The sequence below is a fragment of the Pseudomonas sp. HMSC066A08 genome, assembly GCF_001813025.1.
Classification (GTDB): domain Bacteria; phylum Pseudomonadota; class Gammaproteobacteria; order Pseudomonadales; family Pseudomonadaceae; genus Pseudomonas; species Pseudomonas aeruginosa.
Window position 1 is genome coordinate 26,820 of the sequence record NZ_KV811362.1, and the last position, 23,405, is coordinate 50,224.

A 23,405-nucleotide genomic window follows, 5' to 3' on the forward strand; every position below is an offset into this window, starting at 1 on the left:
CGGAGTGAATGCCATGCCCTCGATCAAGCCCTTCGGTCTCGCCCTGCTCGTCCTCGGCCTCAGCGCCTGCGCCTCCCTCGGTCAGTCGGGGAATCGCGACAACGAGGTCAAGGTCGCCGCGCAGAAGCTCATCGGCCAGCCCGCCGGCAAGGCCTTCGAACTGTTCGGCAAGCCCGACCAGGGCCTCGGCCCTTCGTCCTACGGTAGCGGCGGCTTCTACGCCTGGAACCGCGTGCGGACCCACATGGGGCCGGACAAGGTCTTCATACAGACCGGCACCGAGTACGTCGGCCAGCGCGAGACCTGGGTCGGCGTCGGTGGCCAGGGGGTCGCCGGCATGGCGCCGGTGGGTAGCGAGGCGGTCTATCGCAAGACCGGCTACTACGAGAACGAGACCATCCTCGACTATTTCTGCAGCATCACCCTGTACACCGACAGCCGGGACATCATCACCAACGCCAGCGTGATCGACTGCCGGGACAGCCGCTGACGGGGCCGCCGGGCCCCGGCCTTCCTTCTCGACGACGAAACCCCGACGCGGAAGCCCCGCGGACCATGGCGTTACGCTATCGTTTTTTATTTCCTTGAATCCTTGTTTTAATATCTCTTATTTCGTTTGGAAATAAGATAGATCGATTCATTCTTTTCTCCCGACCCTTGGCCCCTGCCAAACTCCCTTCGCCACGGGATACCCCCGCGCCGACATGGCGGCATTCCCATCCGGAATGCCCGCCCCACATTGCAAGGCCCTGATCGTCGATCGCGGCCGACAAGGAGCTGGAACTTTCATGAAGAAACTCCCCGCCATCACCGCCCTCGCCCTGATCTCCGGCCTGGCCCAGGCCGACCGCCTGGAGGACATCCGCAAGGCCGGCGTATTGCGCGTCGCGTCCTTCGACAGCAACCCGCCGTTCGGTTTCGTCGACGCCAAGAGCAAGCAGATCGAAGGCCTCGACGTCGACTATGCCAAGGCCCTGGCCGACAAGCTGGGCGTACGGCTGCAAGTGCTGCCGACCAACCCGGCCAACCGCATCCCGCTGCTGACGGCGAACAAGGTCGACCTGGTCCTGGCCAACTTCACCATCACCCCGGAGCGTGCGCAGCAGGTGGACTTCAGCATCCCCTACTTCTCCTCCGGCCAGCAGTTCATCGTCAAGAAAGGCACCCTGACCTCGCCGGAAGTCCTCAACAAGTGGCGCGTCGGCGTGGACAAGGGCACGGTCAACGAAGGCGTGCTGCGCGAGAAGTTCCCCGGCGCCAAGGTCATTGCCTACGACGACACGCCCTTCGCCTTCACCGCCCTGCGCAACGGCCAGGTCCAGGCCATCACCCAGGACGGTCCGAAGCTGATCGGCCTGCTGGCCAACGTGCCCGACCGCGACAAGTACGAAGTGCCGCCCTTCACCATTTCCAACGACCTGATCGGCGTCGGTATTCCCAAGGGCGAGAAGGCCCTGACCGAATTCGTCGACAAGAGCCTGCGCGAGCTGGAGCAGGACGGCCAGGCGCAGAAGATCTACGACACCTGGTTCGGGCCGCAAACCAAGACCCCGCTGGCGCGCCTGTACAAGATCGGCGACAAGAGCTGAACGGCCCGCTTCGCCCGCACGACCCGCGCGCCTCACTTCGCTGAGGCGCGTTTTTCGTTCTACCCGACGGAATCCCGCACATGTTCGGCGAACTTCTCGCCCCGCAGTACCTGCGCTGGTTGCTCGACGGCTTCCTGCTGACCCTCGGCCTCGCCCTGCTCAGTTGCCTGCTCGCCACCCTGATCGGCGCCCCCCTGGCCATCGCCCGGCTGTCGCGCCGGCGCCTGCTGTCCTGGCCGGCGCGCGCCTACCTGGCGCTGTTCCGCAATACCCCGCTGCTGGTGCAGCTGTTCTTCTGGTACTTCGGCGTTCCCGCGCTGCTGCCGGAGGCGCTGGTGAGCTGGCTGAACACGCCGCACGAGACGCCCTTGCTCGACTGGCCGTCCTTCGAGTTCCTCGCCGGTGCCTGGGGGCTGACCCTCTATACCTCGGCTTTCGTCGCCGAGGAGTTCCGCGCCGGCATCGCCTCGGTACGCCCCGAGCAGCGCGCCGCCGGCCTCGCCCTGGGGCTGACCCAGCGCCAGGTATGGCGCGCGGTGGTGCTGCCGCAGGCCCTGCGCACGGCTCTGCCGCCGCTGCTCGGGCAGTACATGAATGCGCTGAAGAACTCCTCGCTGGCGATGGCCATCGGCCTGGCCGAGCTGTCCTACGCGTCGCGCCAGGTGGAAACCGAGACCTTCAAGACCTTCCAGGCCTTCGGCATCGCCACCCTCCTCTACATCGGCGCCATCGCCCTGATCGAAGCTTTCGGCCAGGCGTTGCAGCAGACCCGCCGCTACCGCCAGGGAGGTGCCTGAGATGGATTTCTCGGTCATCTCGGACAACCTGTCCTACCTGCTGCTCGGCGCCTACCCGGACGGCCCGCTCGGCGGAGCGGCGCTGACCCTGCTGCTGGCGTCGCTCTCCGGACTGGCTTCGGCGGTCCTCGGCCTGGTCCTCGGCGTGGCCCTCGCGGTGCTGCCCGGCAAGCCGCGCCTGCTGCTGGTGGCGCTGCTCGGCTTCTTCCGCGCGATCCCGGTACTGATGCTGATCTTCTGGACCTACTTCCTGCTGCCGATCGTCTTCCATGTCGACGTACCGGCGCTGGCCACCGTGGTCTGCGCGCTGTCGCTGATCGGCGGCGCCTACCTCGCCCACTCGGTGTACGCCGGCATCCACAGCCTCCCCGCCGGGCAGTGGGCGGCCGCCCGCGCGCTCGGACTGCGGCCGTGGCAGGTGTTGCGCCTGGTGATCCTGCCGCAGGCGCTGCCGGTGATGCTGCCGTCCTTCCTCAACCAGTGGGTGTCGCTGATCAAGGACACTTCCCTGGCCTACGTGATCGGTGTCGGCGAGCTGTCCTTCGTCGCCACCCAGGTGAGCAACCGGGTGATGGTCCACCCGACGGAGATCTTCCTGTTCGTCGCCCTGCTCTACTTCCTGCTCTGCACCAGCCTCGACCTGGCCGCCGCTTTCCTCGCCCGCCGCCGGCGGGCCTGAGCGGCGGCGGGCGGCTCAGGCGTCGCCGCGCGCTCGCGCGTAGTCGACCAGGTCGCCGAGGTAATGCGGCGAGGCGCGCAGGAGACCATCGTCCCAGCCGTAGAGCACGCCCAGCGCCGACACCTCCATGGCCCACCAGCCCCAGGCGTAGGGGCCGGTCAGGCGGCGGGTCTTCTTCTGCGCCTTGGGGGAAAGCTGGAAGAACTCCCGGTACTGGCTTTGCAGGTAAGGCGCCAGCGCCTGGGCGTCGCTGCCGTCCGCCTCTTCGAAGAACGCCCGCAACTGCCCGAACGGCCGCGGATGGAAGGTTTCCTCGCTGGCGGAAGTCAGGCCGAGGGCGGGCGCGCCGAGATAGTCGAGCAGGCGGTCGGTATCGAACTGCAGGACCTCCTCGACCAGCGCCGGGATGAGCTCCTGGGCGTCGAGCAGTACGCCCATGGCGAGCAGTTGCAGCGCGAACGGGTACTGGCCGGTGCGCGGCGCCAGGGCCGGCGCCGTCTCGAAGTCGACCTCGCCCTGCTCGCGCAGGCTGTCGCGGGCGGCGCCGAGCAGCCGGCTGTAGTCCAGCCACAGCGCGGCGGTCTCCAGGTAGATGGAGCGCAGTTCGGCGCCGGCCAGGCCCCGGTCGATGGCCTTGAGCAGCAGCGTGCTGGCGTTTTCCGCGGCCTGGCCCCAGGCCCAGGCGTTTTCCAGGGCTGCGTGCCCTTGCGCGGCGAACGGCTGGCGATAGCCGTGGCTCCGGGAAAACCTGTCGAGCGCGGCGATCAGTTCGCGCCAGTCGGCTTTCCAGTCGGCGAGGTCGATGTTTCTTCGCGGCGCCCGGTCGGTGCGGGCCAGGTTGCGCCATAGCGGCAGGGCGTCGGCGAGTCGGTTGTCCAGGGCGGGGGGGAATGCGTGCATGGCGGCCTGTGGTCATCGCGGCCGTTTCCGACCGATCCGTGCGATCCGGGCGGCGGCCGTCCAGGCCGCGTCCGGTATGGACGGCCGATGCTAGCGCAGCGTGGTGCCCCGCGGAAGGTCCGCTCTAGCGGCCCGCCGGCTGGTTCCGGTAGTAGTCGAGGAAGGCCTCCAGCGGCAGCGCCTTGCCGAAATGCCAGCCCTGGCCGAGGGCCTCGGGCGAGCGGCGCAGCACGTGGTCGGCCTGGGCCTGTGTCTCGATCCCTTCGACGACCACGCCGATCTCCAGGTGCTCGGCCATCGAGCAGAGCTTGTCGAAGATCAGTTCGACGGCGCTGCTGTCGCCGATGGACTGGGTGAAGACCTTGTCGATCTTGATCGCGTCGACCGGCAGGTTGGCCAGGTAGACCAGGTTCGAATGGCCGGTGCCGAAATCGTCCACGTAGATCTTCAGGCCGAGTTCGCGCAGGCGGTTCATCCCGGCCAGCAGGCAGCCCTGGGCCTCGGTGGTGCGCTCGGTCAGTTCCAGCGCGACCTGTTCCGGGCGCACCCGTTCCCTGGCCATCTGGCGCATGGCGAAATCGATGAAACCGGGGTCGGCGATGTCCTTGCCGGTGACATTGATGCTGACGTAGAAGCTGCGCTGCTCCCTCAGCAACGGCCCGAGCTGCTTCAGGGCGCGGCGGAAGACGAAACGGGTCAGCAGCTCGATGTCGCCGCTCTCCTCCAGGGCGCCGATGAAGACATCCGGGGAAACCCGCCCCAGGCTGCTATCGGTCCAGCGCGCCAGGGCCTCGACCCCGGCGCAGCGGCCGCTGGCCAGGCGCACGATGGGCTGGTAGTGCACCTCCAGGGCCTCGCGCTTCAACGCGCGCAGCAGCCTGGCCGGCAGTTTTTCGTCGTTGAGGAAGCCGAACAGGTAGCTGAGCAGCAGCATGACGCCGAACAACAGCCCGCCGCCGATCGCCGCGGCCATGGCCGCGCGCCCGGGCTCGGTGCCAAGCAGGCCGCGCTCGCGGAGAAGGGAGACCACGCAGATGTCCTGCGTCGGGTCGCACAGGCTCATCTGCCGGGCGCCGATGAAGCGCGGCCAGCCGGGCCGGCCGAGCGCCTCGAGGAGCCGATCGTCGTCCCGGGCGAAACGGTGGTAGATGTAGTCGCCGCCACTGCTGACGGCCGCCGCCGAGATGCCCGGGTCCGGATGGTCGACATCGAAATAGGCGTGCGGGGCAATGAATACGATGGCGTTGCCGCGACTGACCAGCCCGGTGGGCAGCGCCTGCAACGGCAGGGGCATGCCCTCCGACCAGAAGCGGGTGCCGGCGGCATCTACCCGGTCGGGCGCGGACAATCCCCAGGGCGCGCGCAGCCGGCCCCGGACACCCGTGCACATGACCCGGTCGCCGCTGATCCTGCCGACGTCGCTCATGAAGCGCGACTCGAGCACGATGGAACGCAGCATTTCCAGGTCCCGGTCGCTGCAGGCCGGCGCGCTGCCGGCGTTCATCTCGCGGAGCATCTGGTCCGCCGCGGAGGAAATCTCCAGTGCCCGCTCCAGCGCCCTCTCGGTGTACGAGCGCAGGTGCGCGCCGTCGTGCTGGCGATCCAGTTCGTCGATGACGAAGACCCCACAGACACTGCCCACCAGGGTGGTGGTGAGCAGTATCGGCAGGATGCGTCGCCAGTTGATCCGGCCTTCTGCAGCCGTTCCACGCTCGGACATACCTTCTTCCGCCTAATGAATCCATGGAAAGCACGCCAGATTGCCGAACAGCTTCACGGGCCCTGCCGGGCCGTGCGCAGAACCTTTTCAGATTTGTCCCGATCGTGACAACGCTACCTTCGCCAGCGCCGTCCAGTCCGACTCCCCGTCGCCATGGGCGATGGCTTCGAGCAACACGTCGTGCAACAGGCTGGCCAGCGGCAGCGGCACGTTGTGGCGCTTGCCGGCGGACAGCGCCAGGTCGACATCCTTCAACCCAAGGACCAGGCGGAACCTGGCCGGGGTGAAACGCTGCTCGACGATCTGCGGGCCGTAGTTGCGATAGACAGGCGCATCGAAAAGCGTCGAGGACATGAGTTCCATGAAACGGCCGGGCTCGACGCCCAGGCGCTTCACCAGGGCGACGCTTTCGCCCATGCTTTCGATGGCGCTGGCGATCATGAAGTTACCAGAGATCTTCACCGCCATTGCCCCGCGCGGGTCTTTTCCGAAAAACCATGTCTTCTGTCCCATAATTTCCAGCAGCGCCTTGACTTGCTCGATGGCTTGCTCCGGGCCGCCGACGACGATGTTCAGCTTGCCGGCCTCGGCCACGTCGGTACGGCCGAACACCGGCGCGGCGACGAACACGAGGCCCCGGCGCTGGTGCGCCTGGTCCAGCGCCTCGACGCAATCGAGCGACAGGGTCGACATGCTCAGGTGGATGAGACCCGGCCTCGCCCGTTCGAGCGCACCGCTGTCGAGCAGCACGCCGCGAATCGCCTGGTCGTCCGCCAGCATGCTGATGACCACGTCGAGGCCGAACAGCTCGCCGACCTCCTCCGCCCTGGCAGCGCCCAGCGCCACCAGGGGCTCGCAGGCCGCCGCGGAACGGTTCCACACCGTCACTTCGATCCCCGCCTGCACCAGGCGGGTGGCCATGGCGGCGCCCATGCCGCCCAGGCCCAGAAATCCGACTTTCATCCGTTTCACTCCTCGTGGGGTCTTGTAGGTTCCGGATCTACCGGAGACAGGCCGGCCGCTGGCAGTTCCTCGAGGAGGAACACCTGGCGGTCCGCCAGGAGATCGGCGACGGCATCGGCCATCGCCCTGTAGTGCGGCATCCGTCGGTGCCGCTCGATGGCGTCGCGGTCGGCCCAGCGCTCGACGAAGACGAAGCGCCCGGCCTCGTCGAGGCTCCGGTGCAGGACATAGGACAGGCAGCCGTCCTCGGCCCGCGACGGCGGCACGCAGGCCAGCAGCAGCCGCTCGACCTCCGCCGCCCTGCCCTCGCGCGCCTGCAACAGCGCTACCACGCGGATCGCCCGGTTCATGCGTCGGCTCCGACGCGCACCACCAGCTTGCCGAAATTGCGTCCCTGGAGCAGGCCGAAGAAGGCCTCGGGGGCATTTTCCAGGCCGTCGACCCGCTCCTCGCGGTACTGGATGAGGCCGTCGGCGAACCACTTCGACATGTCGCGCTGGAATTCATCGTAGCGATGGCCGTAGTCGTCGAAGATGATGAAGCCCTGCACCTTGATGCGCTTGCGCAGGATCGTGCCCATCAGCGCCGGCAAGCGGTCCGGCCCGGGTGGCAGCTCGGTGTCGTTGTAGTGGGCGACGATGCCGCAGACCGGGATCCGGGCCTTGGCGTTGAGCAGCGGGAAGACGGCGTCGAAGACCTTGCCGCCGACGTTCTCGTAATAGATGTCGATGCCGTCCGGGCAGGCCTCGGCCAGTCGTTCGGCGAAGTCCGCGGCATGGTGGTCGAGGCAGGCATCGAAGCCGAGCACCTGCACGGCGTGGCGACATTTTTCCGCACCGCCGGCGACGCCGACCACCCGGCAGCCCTTGAGCTTGCCGATCTGTCCGACGGTGGCGCCGACCGGCCCGGTGGCGGCGGCCACCACCAGGGTCTCGCCGGCCCGGGGCTTGCCGATGTCGAGCAGGCCCATATAGGCGGTGAAACCGGGCATGCCGAGCAGGCCCAGGGCGTAGGACGGATGCTCCGGCGACTCGCCCAGGCGCGCCAGGCCGCTGCCGTCGGATAGCGCGTAGTCCTGCCAGCCGTTGGCCGAGAGTACCCAGTCGCCGACCTTGAACCCGGGATGGTTCGAGGCTTCCACCCGGCTGACCGTGCCGCCGACCATGACCGCGCCGAGTTCCACCGGTGGCGCGTAGGACGGCGCGTCGCTCATCCGTCCGCGCATGTAGGGATCGAGCGACAGGTAGACGGTGCGCAGCAGCACCTGGCCCGCGCCGGGCTCAGGAAGCGGAACCTGCTCGATGCGGAAGTTATCCCGGGTCGGGGCGCCGTGGGGGCGCGAGGCGAGGACGATGCGGCGGTTGACCTGCGTGGATTGGGACATTTCCAGACTCCTCTGTCTGACGAATGTGGCGAACGGCTCATGCCGTGCGCCGGGCAAATTAGACCAGTCAACTATTGACGGGTCGAAAAAATACCCGCCTCTTGCGGGGCGGGTATTTCCTGGCGGTACCTCAGATTTCCAGCAGGCTCCGGGTGGCCTGCATGGCTGTCTCCAGCGGTCCCGGGCTGCGGTGCAGCTTGCTCAGCAGGCTCGCGCCGAGCCACAACTGGTACAGCGCGCTGGCCATGTGGCGGGCGTCGCAGGGCGCGAGGGAGCCGTCGTCGCGGCCCTGCCCGAGGCAGCCGACCAGGCGTTCGATGATCCCGTCCGAGCCGTCGCGCAGGGTGATGCGCATGCTTTCCGAAAGGTCCGCGACCTCGGCGCTGAGCTTGACCACCAGGCAGCGCTGCTCGTCGCAGGGTGGGCAGGCGTTGTCCAGCCACTTCTGCCAGTAGCTCATCAGTCGTTCGCGGGCATTCAGCCCTGGCGCGGCGAAGCGCTGGTCCATGTCCGCCAGGTAGACGCGGAAGTAGTCCTCCAGCAGGGCCTGGCCGAACTGTTCCTTGGATTTGAAGTAGTGGTAGAACGAGCCCTTGGGAACGCCCGCGGTCTGCAGGATTTCGTTGAGGCCGACTCCGGAGAAGCCTTTGACCGCCATGATCCGGTATCCGGTATCGAGCAGATGCTGGCGGGTGTCGTCGTAGCTGGGTTTCATGGGCGCACGGTAGCGTGAATTAGACCAGTCGTCTAGAAGTGATTCGAAGCCATGAGTATAGCGCCGACGGCAACTGCGCCGCAGTCCCTCCGCTCTCGGGAGCCGGGCGGAACGGACGCCGGTCCGGCGCCCGCCCCGCTCCGCGGATTTGCGCCTCGCGGGCCTAGCAGGCCGCGACCGCCACGGCGGCAGGCTCCGGCTGGAAGCGCGCGGCGAGGAACGGCGCGATGTCCAGCGGCAGCGTCTCTTCGTGGACCAGCCGGTCGAGCAGCACCCCGGTGATCGCCGACGTGAGGATGCCGGTGCGGAAATGCCCGCAGGCATTCAGGTAGCCCTCCACCTCCGCCACCGGACCGAGAATCGGCAGTTCGTCCGGCGAGCCCGGGCGCAGGCCGGCCCAGGTGCGCTTGAGGTTGACCTGTTGCAGCTCCGGCACGCAACGCACCGCGCCCTGCACCAGGCCGGCGATTTCCGGGAAGGTGTTGCTGACGTCGAAACCCTTGTCCTCGGTGGTGCTGCCGATCAGTATCTCGCCATTGTCCTTCTGCGCCATGTAGCAGTCGCTGGTGGTCAGGCAACCGTTCAGCAGTCGTGGCATGCGCTCGGTGAGGACGATCTGGCCCTTCACCGGCTTCACCGGGATGCGCCGGCCGGTGGCCAGTTCGCTGAGCTCCGCGGCCCAGGCGCCGGCGGCGTTGATCAGGGTCCGGCAATGCAGCACCCCGGCATTGTCCGTGCGCACCCCGCTGATCCGCCGGCCCTGGCGCAGCACGCCGGTGACGTTGGTTCCCGGCAACAGCTCGACGCCGTTCTGGCGCGCCGCCTCCAGGTAGGCGTCGGCCAGGCGGAACGGGCTGACCTGGTGGTCGCAGAGGAATTCCAGCGCGCCGTGGGCCGCGTGGCTGACCGCCGGCTCGGCACGACGCAGTTCCTCGCGGTCCAGCCAGCGCACCTGCTCGGCCAGATGCGGGATCTGCGCCACGATGTGCTCGGCGTACTGGCGATCCTCGTCGTCCTGGATCACGTATTTCAGGCCGGTGCGCTCGAACTTGAAGTCCATCCCGTGGCGTTCGATCAGTTCCCGATGCAGTTCCGGGTACAGCGCGTTGGACTGCAGGGCGAGGTCGAAGAACGCCGGCGGCAGGATGTGCGGCGTGCTCGCGTCCACCGCCACCGCCGCGCCCTGGGCCTCGCGCCGGTGGCGGGAGGACATCATGCGGAAGAAGATCACCCCGCAGCCCAGTCCCACCGATTCGCCGATGGCCCAGAGGCCACCGGCCGAGGCGCGGGTGGCGTTGCCCGGTCGCTTGTCGTCGACCACGGCGATGCGCAGGTTGCCGCGCCTGGACAGTTGGTAGGCGCAGGACGCGCCGATCACGCCGCCGCCGGCAATCACGATGTCATAGGTTCTGTTCATGTTCAGGCTTCCGTACCGAGGTTCTGGAATGCGGAAAACGGGATCGGATCGATCGGGAAACGCGGCCGCAGCCAGCCGACGTCGTGGCGTCCGGTGGCGCGGCGCAGGCGGTCGCTGCAGTAGCCGATGCACATCCGCCCCTGGCAGTCGCCCATGCCGGCGCGGGTGCGCATCTTCAGCCCGGCGATGTCCTGCACGCCCTGTTCGAGCGCGCGCTCGATGTCGCCGCGGGTGACCTGTTCGCAGCGGCAGATCACCGTATCGGCCCGCGCCAGTTCGACCTGGCGGGCGCCGCGCTGGGTGTAGCGCTCGACTCCGGCGCGGAAGCGCTTGATCGCCTCCAGGCGGGCGAGATGGGATTCGCGACGTTCGATGGCCTCGGCGGGCGCGATGGCCTCGCGCTGCAGGAGGATCGACAAGGCCGCGATGCGCCCGCCGATCATCGCCGCCTCGCCGCCGCGGATACCCGCCATGTCGCCGGCCAGGTGGATGTGCGGTTGGCTGCTCTGCTGCCAGACGTTGCACTCCGCGCGCAGGTATCCGTCGTCGCTGAAGCCGTGCTCCAGGCCCAACTGCTGGCTGAGCTGGGTGCGCGGGATGAAGCCATAGCCGACCGCCAGGGTGCTGGCCTTCACCGGCCGCGCGTTTTCCAGGTCGGGCCGCCACTCTTCGTCGTAGGGCGCCACCGTTACCTCCGCCAGCTCCCCCTCGCCGCTGGCCTCCACCACGCCCCAGCCATAGTGCAGCGGGATGCCGTTGAGCTTGAGATAGCCGAGCATGCTCAGGCCGTCGAGGAACAGTTGTGGCTTGTTCAGCAGCGCCAGGCTTTCCCTGGCCATGCGGCCGAACGCGCAGGCCTCGTAGACCCCGGCGACGCGAACCCCGGCCGCATGCAGTTGGCAGGCCACCAGTGGCAGCAGCGGACCGCTGCCGGCGATCAGGGTATCGCCCAGGGGCTTCACCACGCCGCTCTTGATCTGCAATTGCAGGCCGCCGAGGAGCATCACCCCGGGCAGGGTCCAGCCGGGGAACGGCACGCTGCGCTCATGGCAGCCGGTGGCCAGGAGCAGGTGCGAATACTCCACCTGGTGCAGCCGTTCCGCCTCGTCGAGGACCATCAGGCGCTGGCCGTCGCCACCGACCACGCGGCTGTTCAGGCGTAGGTCGATGTGCCCGGCGCAGGCGGAGAAATCGCGCCGCAGTTTCTCCAGCATCCGGGTGTAGCGCGCGCCGAGGTAGGCCGGATCGACGCCGGCCCGCAAGGGGCCGCGGTAGACCACCCCGCCGGGACGCGAGGCCTCGTCGAAGAGGACGCAGGGGACCCCGCGCCTGGACAGCTCGATGGCCGCGGCCATGCCGGCCGAGCCGCCGCCGACGATCACCGGGCGCAGGTTCATGGCCGTTCCTCCCGGTCGAAGCGGTTGCTTTCGGTTTCCACCCGCATGCCCGGCCGGACGACGGTCTGGCAGGCGCGGCGCTTGGGCCGGCCGTCGATGGCGACCAGGCAGCAGTGGCATACGCCCATGCCGCAGAAGGCGCCGCTGGCCTGGCCATGGTCGTTGCGCGCGAGCCGGCGCAGGCCCACGGCATTGAGCACGTTGAGCACGGTCTCACCGGCCGCCGCCGCGACGGGCTGGCCATTGAGGTGGATGGTCATGTCTGCCCGCGAGAGGGGCTGGATATCGTGTTGACGTTCAAGAAGGTGCATTGCCCTTTCATCCGTGAGAGAGAGTCGGGAGCCGGCGACACTAGGAGTCGGGCCGGGCGCGGACATTGATCCATGACAGGTGGGTATCTTCCCCTGCCAATTCTGGTAGGTGGGGTGCAGGCGCTCGCGCGGAAAAGTCGAACCCGCGCCGGCCCCAGGGTTCCAAGCAGGAAACCCGGCTCACCCGTGGAGGCCCCATGCTGCAATCCTTCCAGCCGCCCTGGTGGAAACGCGCGGTGATCTACCAGGTCTACCCGCGTTCGTTCGCCGACAGCGACGGCGACGGGATCGGCGACCTGCCCGGCCTGGTCGCGCGCCTGGACCACCTGCACCGCCTTGGCGTCGACGCCCTCTGGCTGTCGCCGGTGTATCGCTCGCCGATGCGCGATGCCGGCTACGACATTTGCGACCACTGCGACATCGACCCGCTGTTCGGTACCCTCGCCGACCTCGACCGCCTGCTCGACGAAGCCCACGCCCGTGGCTTGCGGGTGCTGCTGGACTTCGTCCCGAACCACACCTCCGACCAGCACCCCTGGTTCCTCGCCGCCCGCCGCGGGCGCGACGATCCGCGTCGCGACTGGTACATCTGGCGCGACCAGCCGAACAACTGGCGCGCCTCCATCGATGGCGGCAGCGCCTGGACCTGGGACGAGGCCAGCCAGCAGTACTACCTGCATTTCTTCCTGCCACAGCAGCCGGACCTGAACTGGCGCAACCCCCAGGTGGTAGCGGCGATGCACGAGGTCCTGCGCTTCTGGCTGGAGCGCGGCGTCGATGGCTTCCGCATCGACGTAGCCCACTGTATCGGCAAGGACCCCGTGTTCGCCGACGACCCACGCTGCGCCGCCGGCGAAAGCATGGCCCGGATCAACGACCAGCCCTATAGCCACGAGGTGCTGCGCGGCCTGCGCCGGCTGGTCGACCGCTATCCCGGCGAGCGCGTCCTGGTGGGCGAGGTGAACATCCGCTCCACCGCGCGGATCGCCGCCTACTACGGCGCCAGCGACGAGCTGCACATGTCCTTCAACTTCCCGCCGCTGGACGCACCGTGGGATCCGGTAACGCTGCGCCTGTGCATCCGCGAAGTGGAGGCGACGCTCAACCAGGCGGCGGCCTGGCCGACCTGGGTGCTTTCCAACCACGACAACACTCGTCATCGCACACGCTACGGCGGCTCCCTGGCCCGAGCGCGGGCCGCCGCCGTGCTGTTGCTGACCCTGCGCGGCACGCCGTTCATCTACCAGGGCGAGGAACTGGGCCTGGAGGACGTGGCGCTCGCCCCGGCGCAGCGTGCCGACCCCGGCGGCCGCGATGGCAGCCGCGCGCCCTTGCCATGGAACGCCGCATCTCCCCACGGCTGGACGGGCGCCCCCACCTGGCTGCCGTTCCCGCCGCAGGCGGAAGAACTGGCGGCGGAAGTCCAGGAGCGCGACCCCGGCTCGGTACTCGCCCTGTATCGCCGCCTGCTCGCCTGCCGGCGTGGCAGCCCTGCCCTGCAACTGGGCGACTGGGAAGAGTTGCCGTCGCACCCCGAGGTCCTCGCCTATCGCCGTCGCCACGGCGAGGACCAGCGGTTGGTCTGCATCAACTTCGCCGAAGCCGGGCATGTCTTCCCGCTGTCCGGCGCCTGGGAGATCGAGGTAGCCAGCGACGCTCGCGGCGACGGCGAGGCCTATGCCGGCCGCCTGGGAGGTGGCCAGGCACTGCTGCTGCGGCCCAGGGGGAATGGCGATGGACGCTGAATGGTTCCGCCATTGCCTGATCTACCAGATCGATCCGTCGCTGTTCCGCGACAGCGACGCGGACGGCTGCGGCGACCTCGGCGGCATCGTCGAGCGTCTCGACTACCTGCGCGACCTGGGCGTCGGCGCGCTATGGCTGATGCCGTTGTATCGCTCGCCGTTCCGCGATGCCGGCTACGACGTCAGCGATCACCTGACGCTCGACCCGCGTTTCGGCAGTGAGGAAGATCTCCGACGGCTGGTGAGCGAGGCCGGCGCGCGGGGCATGCGGGTGATCCTCGAACTGGTGGTGCAGCACACCTCGGACCAGCATCCCTGGTTCGTCTCCGCGCGGCATGATCGCGAGGCGCCCTGCCGCGACTATTACCTGTGGGCGGACCGCCCGCACGAGGATGGCAACCGGCCGATCTTTCCTAGCGTGGAGGACAGTATCTGGAGCTGGGACGCCCAGGCCGGACAGTACTACCGCCATCTTTTCTACAGCCATGAGCCGGATCTCGACCTGAAGAACCTGCGGGTCATCGAGGAGATCGAGCGGATCATGAGCCACTGGCTGGACCTGGGCGTCGCCGGCTTCCGCCTGGACGCCGCCTCGCACCTGGTCGAGCAGGCCGGCGGCGGCGACGAGCGACATGGCGCCTGGTTGCTCGAACGACTCGCCCGGCATGCACCGCAGGCGCTGCTGATGGGCGAGGTGGATGTCGAGCCGGAGCGCTATCGGCATTATTTCGGCGGCGGCGGCGGCGATGGCGATGGCCGGCGCCTGGGGCTGGTGTTGGACTTCTGGATCAACAACCACCTGTTCCTCGCCCTCGCCCGCCAGGACGCCGCCCCCCTGCGCCATGCGCTGGTTCGCCAGCCGGTGCCCGCGCCGGGCTGCGGCTACGCCCTGTGGCTGCGCAACCATGACGAGCTGGACCTGGAGCGCCTGAGCGATGCCGAGCGCGAGGAAGTCATGCGGGCCTTCGCTCCGGAAGAGGACATGCGCCTCTACGGTCGCGGCATCCGCCGGCGCCTCGCGCCCATGCTGGGCGGCGATCCGCGACGCCAGGCGATGGCCTATGCCCTGCTGCTGTCCCTGCCGGGTACGCCGATCCTGCGCTACGGCGAAGAGATCGGCATGGGTGACGACCTGCGGCGGCCGGAGCGCCTGGCGGTGCGCACGCCGATGCAGTGGAGCGCCGAGCCCAACGGCGGTTTTTCCGATGCTCCTGTGGAGCGGCTGGTGGTGGCACCGATCGACGACGGTCCGTTCGCCTGCTCGCGGGTCAACGTGGCTGCCCAGGAGAAGGCGCCGGACTCCCTTCTCACGCGCGTCCGCCGCTTGTCCCGGCTGCGCGCCGAGCTACCGGAGACCGGCCTCGGCCAAGCCAGCCTGGTGCCCTCGGACCAGCCGGCGCTGTTCGCCATTCGCCATGACCTTGGCCAGGCACCCGGCAGCCTGATGCTGGTCAACCTGGCCGAGCGTCCCGTACTCGCCAACCTCGCCGAACCGGACCTCGGTGCCTACCGGGAGATCCTCGCCGATGGCGACTACCCTGCGCCCCAAGGCACCCGGGTGGCGCTCTCCGGCTATGGCTACCGCTGGTTCCGCCGCGCCGGCTCAGATCCATAGCAACACGGCGGACAGCAGCAGGGCCGCGCCAAGCAAGCCCCAGGAAACCGTAGAGGCGCTGAGCAGCAATGCCGAGCAGCGCGAGCGGCTGGCGAAGCGACCACAGGTGGCGTGGCCCTGCTCCAGGGGCTGGAACAGATTGTCCGGACGTCCGCCCGGCTCGACCTGCTCGCTCATCTGGCCGAGGTAGGCACGCCGCGCCAGCAGGCGGTCGAGCAGGCCCGGCGCCACGCTGGTGCCGAGGATCGCCTGCAGGGTCGAGGCGCCCAGCCAGAGTTCCCGCGGGGTCTTGTCGACCGCATCGAGGATCGCATGGGCCGCCACATTGGGGTGATGGATCGGCGGCACCGGTTGCGGTTTTCGCGGCAGGCGGTTGCGCGCCCAGTCGAACTGCGGGGTGTCGACCGCCGGCAACTGCACCATGCACAGGCGGATCCCACTGCCCTCCTCCAGCAGTTCGCAGCGCAGTGCGTCGGTGAAGCCGCGCACGGCGAACTTCGCCGCGCAGTACGCCGATTGCAGCGGGATCGCCCGGTAGGCCAGCGCCGAGCCGACCTGGACGATCACTCCGCGATCGCGCGCTCGCATGCGCTGAAGGGCGGCCAGGGTGCCATGCACGGTGCCCAGGTAGGTGACCTCGGTGACCCGGCGGATCTCCTCTGCGGTGAGCTGGCGTACGGGCGAGAACAGCGTGACCATCGCCGCGTTGACCCAGACGTCCGGGGTTCCCAGCTCACGCTCCAGGCGCTCGCTCGCCGCGCGCAGCGCATCGGCATCGGCCACGTCGACGCTGAGCGTCGACAGCGGGACGCCGTAGCCGCGCAATTCCGCCGCGGTATCGGCGAGGCCGCGCTCGCCGCGGGCCAGGATCGCCACGGCGTATCCGGCTCGGGCGAAGACATGCGCCGTGGCTCGCCCGACCCCGGCGCTGCCGCCGCAGATCGCCACCACCCGTCGTTCCGTCATGGCCGCCTCAGTGCGCGCGAGCCACGCCGCGCAAGAGGTTGGCGCTGAGCTTGTCGGTGTTGCAGGTCGCGATGTTGGCCAGCGAGACGATGCCTACCAGGCGCTTGTTGCGATCCATTACCGGCAAGCGGCGCTTCTCCAGTTGCGCCATGTTCTTCGCCACATGGTCCACTTCCTCGTCCTCGAAGCAGTAGCGCAGATCCCCGCTCATCACCTCGCGCACCGGGCGCTCGGCTCCGAGTCCGTCGGCGAGGCCGCGCACCGCCAGGTCGCGGTCGGTGACCACGCCGGTCAGGCGCTCGCCCTCGTTGACCAGCAAGGCGCCGATATCGGCCTGGCGCATCAGCAGCGCCGCCTCGCCGAGGGTGGTCTGTGGGGTGACGGTACGTACTTCGCGACTCATGATTTCCCGGACTTTCATCGTTCTGTCTCCTTCTTCCGGCGCGCCGTTTTCGGCGCGGCTCTCCCTGCTTGTGAATCGCCCGGGTGCGGGGAGTTCGAAGTTTCTTCCCGGCGTCGCAGCCGTCTACCTCGCTAGCGCTCGCGCGGGCAGCGTGCGGAAAACAAAAAATTTGCCCGCGTTTTCTGATATCTCGCCGCTGCCCGGATTCTTATTCTCGAGCCCTTCTTCGGCATATGCGGGAAAACGAACCATGCGTATCGACGGTCCTCTGCGCCCTGCGGATATGCAGGCACGGGATCAGCCGCCTGGGGCGGTCGGAAGCGGTACAGGTACTGGCCAGCACGGCTTGCGGGCTGGCGATGACCGCCGATTATGACCTCTTCCTGGTAGCGCCCTCGATCGAGGCGCATGGCAGTGGTGGTCTCGAGGCGAGAAGGAAGGAATACCGCGGTCAGGTACCCCCTCGGTGCAAAGGATCCCCTGAGCGAAGACGGATTCCATGGCGCGAAGGTCGCCGCTTTCCCCGGCGGCCTGGGCATCCTGCCGGCTGTTCGCAGGGGACTTTCCGAAGCCCGGGACCGGCTCTCTTCGGCCGCTGTGAAAACGGCGCATCCCGTTGGGGATGCGCCGTCCGCTTCAGCGGTTCGGTACGGTCAGGACGAGCGTCCGCCGCCGTGACTGTGCTGGCCGCCCTTGCGTCCTGCCTCGGAGGCCTTTTCCCGATCGTTGGCGAAGTTCCCGCCGCTCTGCTGGCCGCCCTTGCGGCCCGCCTCGGCGGCTCTTTCCGGGTCATTGGCGAAATTGCCTCCGCTCTGCTGGCCACCCTTGCGCCCGGCCTCGGCGGCGCGCTGCGGGTCATTGGCGAAGTTGCCGCCGCTGGCCTGGCCACCCTTGTGGCCGATCTCCTGGTAGAACTCCTTGCCGTGGCTCCTGGAGGTAGCTTCGCCGCCTTTCTGCCCGGCTTCGCTGGTGCTCATGCCTTGTCGTTTGTCGGTCATGCTCGTGTCCTCCTCTCGAGGGTTGAAAGGGATGCGGCGTTTTTCGCCGCGTGCACTTACTCCGAAGGCTTGCGCGATGGATCGTTCAAACTCTTTGCGGGCGCCCTGGGACGAAAAATTCATTAGCCGATCCAAGGCCTTCCGCTTGCCGGAATATGCGGGCGCGGGGAAGCTAGGAATGGATACTCCACTGGCAGGCGGAAGCGGGTATAGGCGAATCGTCCACCGTATGGATCAGTCCGCAAGCCAGGGCGTCTTCCGGACCGAGGATGCGCGGATAGGCCATCAGGTAGCGCGGGATGTCCAGGCGTTCCGGCGCATCATGGGTGTTCTCGGCGACGATCCGGGCATAAAGCTCCAGGTCGTAGTCGAGGCTCATCGCGTATTCCGCCATCCGCGCATGGTCCACCGCGCCATGCAGGGTCCAGTGGAAAGGATGGAACAGGAACTTGCTGTGGGCACTGGCGCTGCGTCGCTCGCCGGCGAGGAACAGGATGTTGCCCATCGACTCGACGGTACCCAGGTTGTGGGTGTGTACCGGCACCGGCAGCGCGCGCAGGAAGTTGTACAGGGTAAAGCCGTAGCTGCATTCCCCGCCCATGGTGGCGATGTTGATCCGCAACTCCTCGGCCTCCTGTTGCAGGACCTTGGCGCACGTGTTGATCAGATTGCCGCAGGTGGACGAATTGATCGGTCCGGTGAAATGGATGATGTGCTGCTTGGACATGCTCGCCTCTCTTTCCGTATCGGTTCCTCGACGGTCTGCAATGCTTTCCCTACAGAGGATTGCCGTACGGCCGCCGTGAGCCATCGTCGCGACGAATGGCACCCAGGGAGCGAGGGCCTGCGTTCCTCGCCGGCCTCCACGACTCAAGCGCGCGGGCAGCGGCCCCCGGGGGGGCCGGTATCGAGCGCCACCCATCCCGCCGAATGAACTCCGGTGCTGCTGCGCACGCCCCACCTGCACCAGCCACAGCCAGGAGCAATGCCATGCGCGCCCTCACCTTCCACGGCAGCCACGATGTCCGTATCGACCGGGTTGCCGAACCGCGCCTGCAGGAGCCCGACGACCTGCTGCTTCGCGTGACCGCCACCGCCATCTGCGGCTCCGACCTGCATCTCTACCGGGGCAAGATCCCCATGGTCGAGCAGGGCGACATCCTCGGCCACGAGTTCATGGGCATCGTCGAGGAAGTCGGTCCGGCCGTGACCGCGGTGCGTCCGGGCGACCGGGTGGTGGTGCCCTTCGTCATCGCCTGCGGCGAGTGCTTCTTCTGCCGCCTGAACCTGCACGCCGCCTGCGAGACCACCAACCCGGGGCGCGGCGCGATCCTCAACAAGAAGCAGATTCCGCCGGGCGCGGCGCTCTACGGCTACAGCCACCTGTACGGCGGCGTGCCGGGTGGCCAGGCCGAATACGTCCGGGTGCCCAAGGCCAACAGCGGGCCTTTCGTGATCCCCGACGTAATGGACGACGAACGCGTGCTGTTCCTCAGCGACATCCTCCCCACCGGCTACCAGGCGGTGCGCAATGCCGACGTCCGCCAGGGCAGTAGCGTGGCGATCTACGGCGCCGGCCCGGTCGGCCTGATGGCCGCCGCCTGCGCGCGGATGCTGGGTGCCGAGCGGATATTCATCGTCGACCACCATCCCTACCGGCTGGACTTCGCCGCGCGCACCTACGGCGCGATTCCCATCGACTTCGACCAGGAGGACGATCCCGCCGCGGCGATCATCGAGCGCACCGACGGGCACCGCGGCGTCGACGCGGTGATCGACGCGGTGGGCTTCGAGGCCAAGGGCAGCGTCACCGAAACCGTGCTCACCGCGCTCAAGCTCGAAGCCAGCAGCGGCAAGGCACTGCGCCAGTGCATCGCGGCTGTCCGGCGGGGCGGCACGGTGAGCGTGCCGGGCGTGTATGCCGGCTTCATCCATGGCTTCCTGTTCGGCGATGCCTTCGACAAGGGCTTGACCTTCAAGATGGGCCAGACCCATGTACAGGTACTGCTGCCGGCCTTGCTCGAACACATCGGCAACGGCGACCTGCATCCCGAGGCGATCATCAGCCACCGCCTGCGTCTGGACGACGCACCGGAAGGCTACGCCCTGTTCGACGAAAAACGCGAGGATTGCCGCAAGGTCGTCCTGCGCCCATGAGCCGTCGCGGCGCGGCGGTTCAGTCGTCGCGCCGTCGCTCCTCGCCGCATCCGCACTGGCGCTCTTCCTCGGCGGCGACGCTTTCCGGCGTCTCGCCGTCCTGCTCGCCCATGTGCTGGTAGCGCTGACGCAGTTCGCGAAGGGTATCGGCGTCCAGGTCGTCCAGACCGAGCAGCGCATTGTGGGCACGCCGGGTGCTGCGCAACAGTTCGTCGATCTTGATGTGCAGCGCGTCGGTATCGCGGTTCTGGGTGTTCTGGATGAGGAAGACCATGAGGAAGGTGACAATGGTGGTCGAGGTATTGATCACCAGTTGCCAGGTATCGTTGAAGTCGAAGAACGGCCCGCTGATCGCCCATAACAGGATCAATCCGAGGGCAACGACGAAGGTCGGCGGGCGGCCGGCCCAGTTGGACAGGCGTTGGGCGAAACGGGAAAAACTCATGGCGGCGGACTCCCTGCTGCATTCTCCCTACTGATGACCGCCCGCCTCGCCGGGCTTTCCAACGACCGGACGAAATGACCGGCGCCCTGCGGGCGCCGGCGACTTCAGGCGGGACGACGGGCTTCGCCGGGGCCCGCTACGTCGGGATCGTCCGGGGCGAATTCCGGTTGCGCCTCGCTCGCCTGGTCGCGCTTGCCCCGCTCGGGACGTAGCGCCGGCGAGTCGGGGCTCAGCGGGGTGTTTTCTGTCTCGGGTGTTTCGCGCCTGGCGGTCATCTCGAGGCTCCTCTGCCATGCCTCCACGCTAAGGTGCCGGGCGTGGAGGCCGGGACTCGCCCGCCGGCGTCGGGCATCCGCGCTCAAGGCGCTTTGTCGGCAGCTGCGCCGGCGCCCAGGTCCGCACCTGTCAGCGGATCGGCCATGGGGTCGGAGCGGGTGCGGTCTGCCATTCGCTGCAACACCTCCTGCTCGGTCTCGGACAGGTTCACGCTGGCCGTGCCGTCGCCTCCATCCAGGGCCGGCAGTGGCGCTTCCACGTATTCCCAGCCATCTCCCTCGTTCCAGGAACCGCGCGTGTCGCCCTCGCCGCGCGACATGTTCAGGTAACGCCGGGCGAACTCCGGCATCCCTTGCAGCTTGCCTTGCGGGAAGTTCGGCTGGATCGAGTGCAGGGCCTTTTCGAAGGAAAGCTGGTGCGCCAGCTCGCGGGTCATGAGGAAGGTCAGCGCATCCTTGATGCCGGGGTCGTCGGTGAGGTTGATCAGTCGTTCGTAGACGATCTTCGCGCGCGCCTCGGCGGCGATGTTGGAACGCAGGTCCGCGGTCGGCTCGCCGATGGTATCGATGTAGGCCGCGCTCCAGGGCACGCCACCGGAGTTCACCAGGGCGGGCCCGCCGCCGTAAAGCAGCGAGGTGATATGCGAGTCGTTGCCGCCTCCGGTCAACGAACGGTACAGCTCGGCCTCCTCCTCCACCGCTTCGGCCAGGCGACCCTTGGCGCCCTTGTTGAGCATGCCGACGATCGAACCGATGATTTCCAGGTGGCTGAGTTCCTCGGTGGCGATGTCCATCAGCAGGTCCTTGCGACCGGGATCGCACTCGCCGAGGCCCTGGGTGAAGTAGCGCATGGCGGCGGCCAGCTCGCCCTGTGGCCCGCCGAACTGCTCCAGCAGCAGGTTGGCCAGGCCAGGATCGGGCGCGGCGACCCTGACGGTGTACTGCAATCGCTTGTCATGTACGAACATGGTTCGTTCCTCTATGGGTTCGTGGACCTTCCCTCCGACGGACATTCGAACAACGGCTATTCGAAGCGGCGCTTTCATCCTGCGCACGGAAGCTCGGAATCCCGCGGCGGGCGATGGTTCAGAACTTTTCCCCAACGCGTCTCGCCTGGCGCAACGGCGCCGCTGCGCTGACTGCTACCGGTCGGGAAAGAAACTGAACGCTGCGCCCGGTGCCCGCCTCTGAGCAGACACATACACACCGAGGAGAACCGCGATGACGAGCAAACAGGAAAACCTTCTGGACTGGCTGCGCGATGCCCACGCCATGGAGCAGCAGGCCGAGCAGATGCTGAAGGCGCAAGCCGCACGGCTGGAACACTACCCGCAACTGAAGACGCGGATCGAACAGCACATCGAGGAAACCCATGGCCAGCAGCGTCTGCTCGAGGAGTGCCTGAAGCGCCTGGACAGCAGTCCGTCGACGCTGAAGGACATCGGCGCCAAGCTAATGGCCTTCGGCCAGGCGGTGGCTGGCATGACAGTCAGCGACGAAGTGGTCAAGGGCGCCATGAGCGGCTATGTGTTCGAAAACATGGAGATCGCCGCCTACACCGTGCTGATCGCCGCCGCCCGCGAGGTCGGCGACGCCGAAACCCTTGCCGCGCTGGAACGCATCCTGCCTCAGGAACAAGCCATGGCGGACTGGTTGCGCGACCACCTGCCGGAACTCACCCAGGCCTTCCTTGCCCGCGACTCTCAGCCGGATACCGAGGCCAAGCGATGAACCCAAGGGGGATCGGGGCGTGCTGCGGGCGATCGGACCCGCAGGCGCCCCTGCTCAAGACCCTGACCTTCGCCGTACTGCACTTCAGCATCGCCTTCGGCGTGGCCTACACGCTGACCGGCTCGGTGCTGACCGGCGGCCTGATCGCGCTGATCGAACCCAGTTGCAACACCGTGGCGTTCTATTTCCACGAGCGTGTCTGGCAGCGCTTCGGCGCCCGGCCGCGCCGGGAGAGCGGACATGGCCACGGCAACCTGGTGCCGTCGGAACGCCGCGACTGAGCCGGCGCGCTTCCAGGGCGACGAAAGCCGCCACCGGGCGCAGCAAGCCGGCGGCTCGAGGAGCGGCGAGGGTCTCGCGTGCCCGTAGGCACGTCTCCTTGGGAAAGAAGATTTCCTGGCCTCACCCGCGATACGGCAATTTCGCCGAAATCGTCGGTTCGCGAGGGAGAAAGCGCGGCCTTTGCCGTTTCGTTTCGCCTGCCTGGAAGAGGCGCCCTTCCATCGTTGCATGTTTCGCTCGCGGGTATCGTCGCGGCTAAGGTCAGAGTAACGATCCACCCTGGAGTATCAGCCATGACTACGCCCCGCATGATTGCCAACAGTTTCCGAAATTACCTGCCCGGCTACGACTGCCTGGTTTCCATCAGCGATACCCACGAAGTCACCCTGCAATTCAGCAGCCATGTCAATCCGCAAGAGAACATCACCATTCCAGGAGTCGCCCTCGATCTCCTGGCCAGTGACGAGGCGGTACGCCGGATGAGCGAGGTCCTTCACGACGAGTTCGCCCTGCTCCTCGCCGGTGCCCGCCGTACGCCGCGGATCGGGCGCGCCTGTTCCTGACCGGCCCGGCTCAGTGATAGCCGGCATCGGCGCTCTTGCCGCGGAATACGTAGTAGCTCCAGGCGGTGTAGCCGAGGATGAAGGGAATGATCAACAGCGCGCCGACCAACATGAAGCCCTGGCTCTGCGGCGGCGAAGCGGCGGCGCGGAAGTCCAGCGACGGCGGCACGATGTTCGGCCACAGGCTGATGCCAAGGCCGCTGTAGCCGAGGAATATCAGCACCAGCGTGAGGATGAAGGGCTGGGCCTGGGCATCCGTCGCCACCGCCCGCAGCAACTGGCGGAACGTCACCAGCACGAGGAGCGGCACCGGTAACAGCCAGAACAGGTTCGGCAGGCTGAACCAGCGTGCG

The 23,405-nt window shown here is 67.7% G+C and carries 27 protein-coding genes and 1 pseudogene; 11 read left to right on the plus strand and 17 right to left on the minus strand.

Going from position 1 to position 23,405, the window contains the following annotated elements; translation table 11 throughout:
- The first annotated feature begins 13 nt into the window (after window positions 1-13).
- The 4 genes from HMPREF2886_RS28275 (at window position 14) to HMPREF2886_RS28290 (ending at window position 3,065) form a co-directional block, all read left to right on the plus strand.
- The gene (locus HMPREF2886_RS28275; protein WP_033968846.1) at window positions 14-490 is read left to right on the plus strand and encodes a hypothetical protein; all 477 of its coding nucleotides are present in this window, start codon (window positions 14-16) and stop codon (window positions 488-490) included.
- 298 nt (window positions 491-788) lie between these two features.
- Window positions 789-1,589, plus strand: a complete 801-nt coding sequence (locus HMPREF2886_RS28280; protein WP_070748806.1) for an ABC transporter substrate-binding protein — start codon at window positions 789-791, stop codon at window positions 1,587-1,589.
- A gap of 80 nt (window positions 1,590-1,669) precedes the next feature.
- Complete coding sequence (locus HMPREF2886_RS28285; protein ID WP_033968843.1) at window positions 1,670-2,386, plus strand: amino acid ABC transporter permease; 717 nt, start codon at window positions 1,670-1,672, stop codon at window positions 2,384-2,386.
- Window position 2,387: 1 nt separating this feature from the next.
- Entirely contained in the window at window positions 2,388-3,065 is a 678-nt protein-coding gene (locus tag HMPREF2886_RS28290) for an amino acid ABC transporter permease (protein ID WP_003113694.1), read from the plus strand.
- Window positions 3,066-3,080: 15 nt separating this feature from the next.
- On the opposite strand, the gene HMPREF2886_RS28295 is transcribed toward HMPREF2886_RS28290, so the two are convergent.
- The 9 genes from HMPREF2886_RS28295 to hcnA all read right to left on the minus strand — a co-directional run bounded on the left by HMPREF2886_RS28295 (window position 3,081) and on the right by hcnA (window position 11,872).
- On the minus strand, window positions 3,081-3,965 hold the full coding sequence (locus tag HMPREF2886_RS28295; protein WP_033968840.1) for a PoNe immunity protein domain-containing protein: 885 nt from the start codon (window positions 3,963-3,965) through the stop codon (window positions 3,081-3,083).
- Between the two features lie 124 nt (window positions 3,966-4,089).
- On the minus strand, window positions 4,090-5,685 hold the full coding sequence (locus tag HMPREF2886_RS28300; RefSeq protein ID WP_070748808.1) for an EAL domain-containing protein: 1,596 nt from the start codon (window positions 5,683-5,685) through the stop codon (window positions 4,090-4,092).
- An 87-nt stretch (window positions 5,686-5,772) separates the two neighbouring features.
- Window positions 5,773-6,648 carry an NAD(P)-dependent oxidoreductase gene (locus HMPREF2886_RS28305; RefSeq protein WP_033977593.1) on the minus strand — a complete coding sequence of 292 codons (876 nt, stop codon included), beginning with the start codon at window positions 6,646-6,648 and terminating at the stop codon, window positions 5,773-5,775.
- A gap of 5 nt (window positions 6,649-6,653) precedes the next feature.
- Window positions 6,654-6,998: a putative quinol monooxygenase gene (locus HMPREF2886_RS28310; RefSeq protein WP_033968833.1), complete on the minus strand. Its 345-nt coding sequence runs from the start codon at window positions 6,996-6,998 to the stop codon at window positions 6,654-6,656.
- Complete coding sequence (locus HMPREF2886_RS28315) at window positions 6,995-8,032, minus strand: NADP-dependent oxidoreductase (RefSeq protein WP_033968831.1); 1,038 nt, start codon at window positions 8,030-8,032, stop codon at window positions 6,995-6,997. Before HMPREF2886_RS28315 ends, HMPREF2886_RS28310 begins: the two co-directional genes overlap by 4 nt.
- A 130-nt stretch (window positions 8,033-8,162) precedes the next feature.
- On the minus strand, window positions 8,163-8,747 hold the full coding sequence (locus HMPREF2886_RS28320; protein WP_033968829.1) for a TetR/AcrR family transcriptional regulator: 585 nt from the start codon (window positions 8,745-8,747) through the stop codon (window positions 8,163-8,165).
- A gap of 163 nt (window positions 8,748-8,910) precedes the next feature.
- On the minus strand, window positions 8,911-10,164 hold the full coding sequence (gene hcnC / locus HMPREF2886_RS28325) for a cyanide-forming glycine dehydrogenase subunit HcnC (protein WP_033968827.1): 1,254 nt from the start codon (window positions 10,162-10,164) through the stop codon (window positions 8,911-8,913).
- Between the two features lie 2 nt (window positions 10,165-10,166).
- A complete protein-coding gene (gene hcnB, locus HMPREF2886_RS28330; RefSeq protein WP_033977596.1) occupies window positions 10,167-11,561 on the minus strand; it encodes a cyanide-forming glycine dehydrogenase subunit HcnB in 1,395 nt (464 codons plus the stop codon).
- Entirely contained in the window at window positions 11,558-11,872 is a 315-nt protein-coding gene (gene hcnA / locus HMPREF2886_RS28335; protein ID WP_003089025.1) for a cyanide-forming glycine dehydrogenase subunit HcnA, read from the minus strand. Before hcnA ends, hcnB begins: the two co-directional genes overlap by 4 nt.
- Before the next feature lie 197 nt (window positions 11,873-12,069).
- Here hcnA and HMPREF2886_RS28340 point away from each other — a divergent pair, with 197 nt between their 5' ends.
- Complete coding sequence (locus tag HMPREF2886_RS28340) at window positions 12,070-13,617, plus strand: alpha-amylase family glycosyl hydrolase (RefSeq protein ID WP_070748810.1); 1,548 nt, start codon at window positions 12,070-12,072, stop codon at window positions 13,615-13,617.
- Window positions 13,607-15,232, plus strand: coding sequence for an alpha-amylase family protein (locus HMPREF2886_RS28345; protein ID WP_070748812.1), 1,626 nt, complete (start codon window positions 13,607-13,609; stop codon window positions 15,230-15,232). The genes HMPREF2886_RS28340 and HMPREF2886_RS28345 overlap by 11 nt, the downstream gene beginning before the upstream one ends.
- Here HMPREF2886_RS28345 and HMPREF2886_RS28350 read toward each other — a convergent pair.
- Both HMPREF2886_RS28350 and HMPREF2886_RS28355 read right to left on the minus strand, forming a co-directional pair.
- A complete protein-coding gene (locus HMPREF2886_RS28350) occupies window positions 15,221-16,198 on the minus strand; it encodes an SDR family oxidoreductase (protein WP_070748814.1) in 978 nt (325 codons plus the stop codon). The genes HMPREF2886_RS28345 and HMPREF2886_RS28350 overlap by 12 nt on opposite strands.
- A gap of 7 nt (window positions 16,199-16,205) precedes the next feature.
- Entirely contained in the window at window positions 16,206-16,619 is a 414-nt protein-coding gene (locus HMPREF2886_RS28355) for a CBS domain-containing protein (protein ID WP_033968817.1), read from the minus strand.
- Between the two features lie 278 nt (window positions 16,620-16,897).
- On the opposite strand from HMPREF2886_RS28355, the pseudogene HMPREF2886_RS34455 reads away from it, so the two are divergent.
- Window positions 16,898-17,105 (plus strand): annotated as a pseudogene (locus HMPREF2886_RS34455) (adenylate cyclase); the annotation flags it as partial.
- 149 nt (window positions 17,106-17,254) lie between these two features.
- Here the strand turns inward: HMPREF2886_RS34455 and HMPREF2886_RS28360 are convergent.
- Both HMPREF2886_RS28360 and HMPREF2886_RS28365 read right to left on the minus strand, forming a co-directional pair.
- The gene (locus HMPREF2886_RS28360) at window positions 17,255-17,599 is read right to left on the minus strand and encodes a con-10 family general stress protein (RefSeq protein WP_033968814.1); all 345 of its coding nucleotides are present in this window, start codon (window positions 17,597-17,599) and stop codon (window positions 17,255-17,257) included.
- Between the two features lie 172 nt (window positions 17,600-17,771).
- Entirely contained in the window at window positions 17,772-18,326 is a 555-nt protein-coding gene (locus HMPREF2886_RS28365) for a ClpP family protease (RefSeq protein ID WP_033977604.1), read from the minus strand.
- Between the two features lie 263 nt (window positions 18,327-18,589).
- On the opposite strand from HMPREF2886_RS28365, the gene HMPREF2886_RS28370 reads away from it, so the two are divergent.
- The gene (locus HMPREF2886_RS28370) at window positions 18,590-19,756 is read left to right on the plus strand and encodes a zinc-dependent alcohol dehydrogenase (protein ID WP_070748816.1); all 1,167 of its coding nucleotides are present in this window, start codon (window positions 18,590-18,592) and stop codon (window positions 19,754-19,756) included.
- A 19-nt stretch (window positions 19,757-19,775) separates the two neighbouring features.
- Here HMPREF2886_RS28370 and HMPREF2886_RS28375 read toward each other — a convergent pair whose 3' ends face one another.
- The 3 genes from HMPREF2886_RS28375 to HMPREF2886_RS28385 all read right to left on the minus strand — a co-directional run bounded on the left by HMPREF2886_RS28375 (window position 19,776) and on the right by HMPREF2886_RS28385 (window position 21,444).
- Window positions 19,776-20,201: a low affinity iron permease family protein gene (locus HMPREF2886_RS28375; protein WP_033968809.1), complete on the minus strand. Its 426-nt coding sequence runs from the start codon at window positions 20,199-20,201 to the stop codon at window positions 19,776-19,778.
- A gap of 104 nt (window positions 20,202-20,305) precedes the next feature.
- Window positions 20,306-20,476 (minus strand): hypothetical protein, encoded by a 171-nt coding sequence (locus HMPREF2886_RS34660; protein WP_033968807.1) that lies wholly within the window; start codon window positions 20,474-20,476, stop codon window positions 20,306-20,308.
- Between the two features lie 83 nt (window positions 20,477-20,559).
- Window positions 20,560-21,444 carry a manganese catalase family protein gene (locus tag HMPREF2886_RS28385; RefSeq protein ID WP_033968806.1) on the minus strand — a complete coding sequence of 295 codons (885 nt, stop codon included), beginning with the start codon at window positions 21,442-21,444 and terminating at the stop codon, window positions 20,560-20,562.
- A gap of 253 nt (window positions 21,445-21,697) precedes the next feature.
- On the opposite strand from HMPREF2886_RS28385, the gene HMPREF2886_RS28390 reads away from it, so the two are divergent.
- From HMPREF2886_RS28390 to HMPREF2886_RS28400, 3 genes are all read left to right on the plus strand, one after another.
- A complete protein-coding gene (locus HMPREF2886_RS28390) occupies window positions 21,698-22,207 on the plus strand; it encodes a ferritin-like domain-containing protein (protein WP_003113674.1) in 510 nt (169 codons plus the stop codon).
- Complete coding sequence (locus HMPREF2886_RS28395) at window positions 22,204-22,488, plus strand: DUF2061 domain-containing protein (protein WP_042168619.1); 285 nt, start codon at window positions 22,204-22,206, stop codon at window positions 22,486-22,488. Before HMPREF2886_RS28390 ends, HMPREF2886_RS28395 begins: the two co-directional genes overlap by 4 nt.
- A gap of 294 nt (window positions 22,489-22,782) precedes the next feature.
- Entirely contained in the window at window positions 22,783-23,052 is a 270-nt protein-coding gene (locus tag HMPREF2886_RS28400) for a hypothetical protein (protein ID WP_033968805.1), read from the plus strand.
- Between the two features lie 10 nt (window positions 23,053-23,062).
- Here the strand turns inward: HMPREF2886_RS28400 and HMPREF2886_RS28405 are convergent.
- Window positions 23,063-23,405, minus strand: a 343-nt coding sequence (locus tag HMPREF2886_RS28405) for a cytochrome d ubiquinol oxidase subunit II (protein WP_177344466.1), incomplete at its 5' end; no start/stop codon positions are given.

Coding starts and splice junctions, on each gene's coding strand:
- HMPREF2886_RS28400 (WP_033968805.1), top strand. CDS start 22,783: ATGACTACGCCCCGCATGATTGCCAACAGTTTCCGAAATTACCTGCCC.
- HMPREF2886_RS28370 (WP_070748816.1), top strand. CDS start 18,590: ATGCGCGCCCTCACCTTCCACGGCAGCCACGATGTCCGTATCGACCGG.
- HMPREF2886_RS28375 (WP_033968809.1), bottom strand. CDS start 20,201: ATGAGTTTTTCCCGTTTCGCCCAACGCCTGTCCAACTGGGCCGGCCGC.
- HMPREF2886_RS28290 (WP_003113694.1), top strand. CDS start 2,388: ATGGATTTCTCGGTCATCTCGGACAACCTGTCCTACCTGCTGCTCGGC.
- HMPREF2886_RS28340 (WP_070748810.1), top strand. CDS start 12,070: ATGCTGCAATCCTTCCAGCCGCCCTGGTGGAAACGCGCGGTGATCTAC.
- HMPREF2886_RS28315 (WP_033968831.1), bottom strand. CDS start 8,032: ATGTCCCAATCCACGCAGGTCAACCGCCGCATCGTCCTCGCCTCGCGC.
- HMPREF2886_RS28395 (WP_042168619.1), top strand. CDS start 22,204: ATGAACCCAAGGGGGATCGGGGCGTGCTGCGGGCGATCGGACCCGCAG.
- HMPREF2886_RS28390 (WP_003113674.1), top strand. CDS start 21,698: ATGACGAGCAAACAGGAAAACCTTCTGGACTGGCTGCGCGATGCCCAC.
- hcnA (WP_003089025.1), bottom strand. CDS start 11,872: ATGCACCTTCTTGAACGTCAACACGATATCCAGCCCCTCTCGCGGGCA.
- HMPREF2886_RS28295 (WP_033968840.1), bottom strand. CDS start 3,965: ATGCACGCATTCCCCCCCGCCCTGGACAACCGACTCGCCGACGCCCTG.
- HMPREF2886_RS34660 (WP_033968807.1), bottom strand. CDS start 20,476: ATGACCGCCAGGCGCGAAACACCCGAGACAGAAAACACCCCGCTGAGC.
- HMPREF2886_RS28310 (WP_033968833.1), bottom strand. CDS start 6,998: ATGAACCGGGCGATCCGCGTGGTAGCGCTGTTGCAGGCGCGCGAGGGC.
- HMPREF2886_RS28350 (WP_070748814.1), bottom strand. CDS start 16,198: ATGACGGAACGACGGGTGGTGGCGATCTGCGGCGGCAGCGCCGGGGTC.
- HMPREF2886_RS28320 (WP_033968829.1), bottom strand. CDS start 8,747: ATGAAACCCAGCTACGACGACACCCGCCAGCATCTGCTCGATACCGGA.
- HMPREF2886_RS28285 (WP_033968843.1), top strand. CDS start 1,670: ATGTTCGGCGAACTTCTCGCCCCGCAGTACCTGCGCTGGTTGCTCGAC.
- HMPREF2886_RS28355 (WP_033968817.1), bottom strand. CDS start 16,619: ATGAAAGTCCGGGAAATCATGAGTCGCGAAGTACGTACCGTCACCCCA.
- HMPREF2886_RS28360 (WP_033968814.1), bottom strand. CDS start 17,599: ATGACCGACAAACGACAAGGCATGAGCACCAGCGAAGCCGGGCAGAAA.
- hcnC (WP_033968827.1), bottom strand. CDS start 10,164: ATGAACAGAACCTATGACATCGTGATTGCCGGCGGCGGCGTGATCGGC.
- hcnB (WP_033977596.1), bottom strand. CDS start 11,561: ATGAACCTGCGCCCGGTGATCGTCGGCGGCGGCTCGGCCGGCATGGCC.
- HMPREF2886_RS28300 (WP_070748808.1), bottom strand. CDS start 5,685: ATGTCCGAGCGTGGAACGGCTGCAGAAGGCCGGATCAACTGGCGACGC.
- HMPREF2886_RS28280 (WP_070748806.1), top strand. CDS start 789: ATGAAGAAACTCCCCGCCATCACCGCCCTCGCCCTGATCTCCGGCCTG.
- HMPREF2886_RS28365 (WP_033977604.1), bottom strand. CDS start 18,326: ATGTCCAAGCAGCACATCATCCATTTCACCGGACCGATCAATTCGTCC.
- HMPREF2886_RS28305 (WP_033977593.1), bottom strand. CDS start 6,648: ATGAAAGTCGGATTTCTGGGCCTGGGCGGCATGGGCGCCGCCATGGCC.
- HMPREF2886_RS28275 (WP_033968846.1), top strand. CDS start 14: ATGCCCTCGATCAAGCCCTTCGGTCTCGCCCTGCTCGTCCTCGGCCTC.
- HMPREF2886_RS28345 (WP_070748812.1), top strand. CDS start 13,607: ATGGACGCTGAATGGTTCCGCCATTGCCTGATCTACCAGATCGATCCG.
- HMPREF2886_RS28385 (WP_033968806.1), bottom strand. CDS start 21,444: ATGTTCGTACATGACAAGCGATTGCAGTACACCGTCAGGGTCGCCGCG.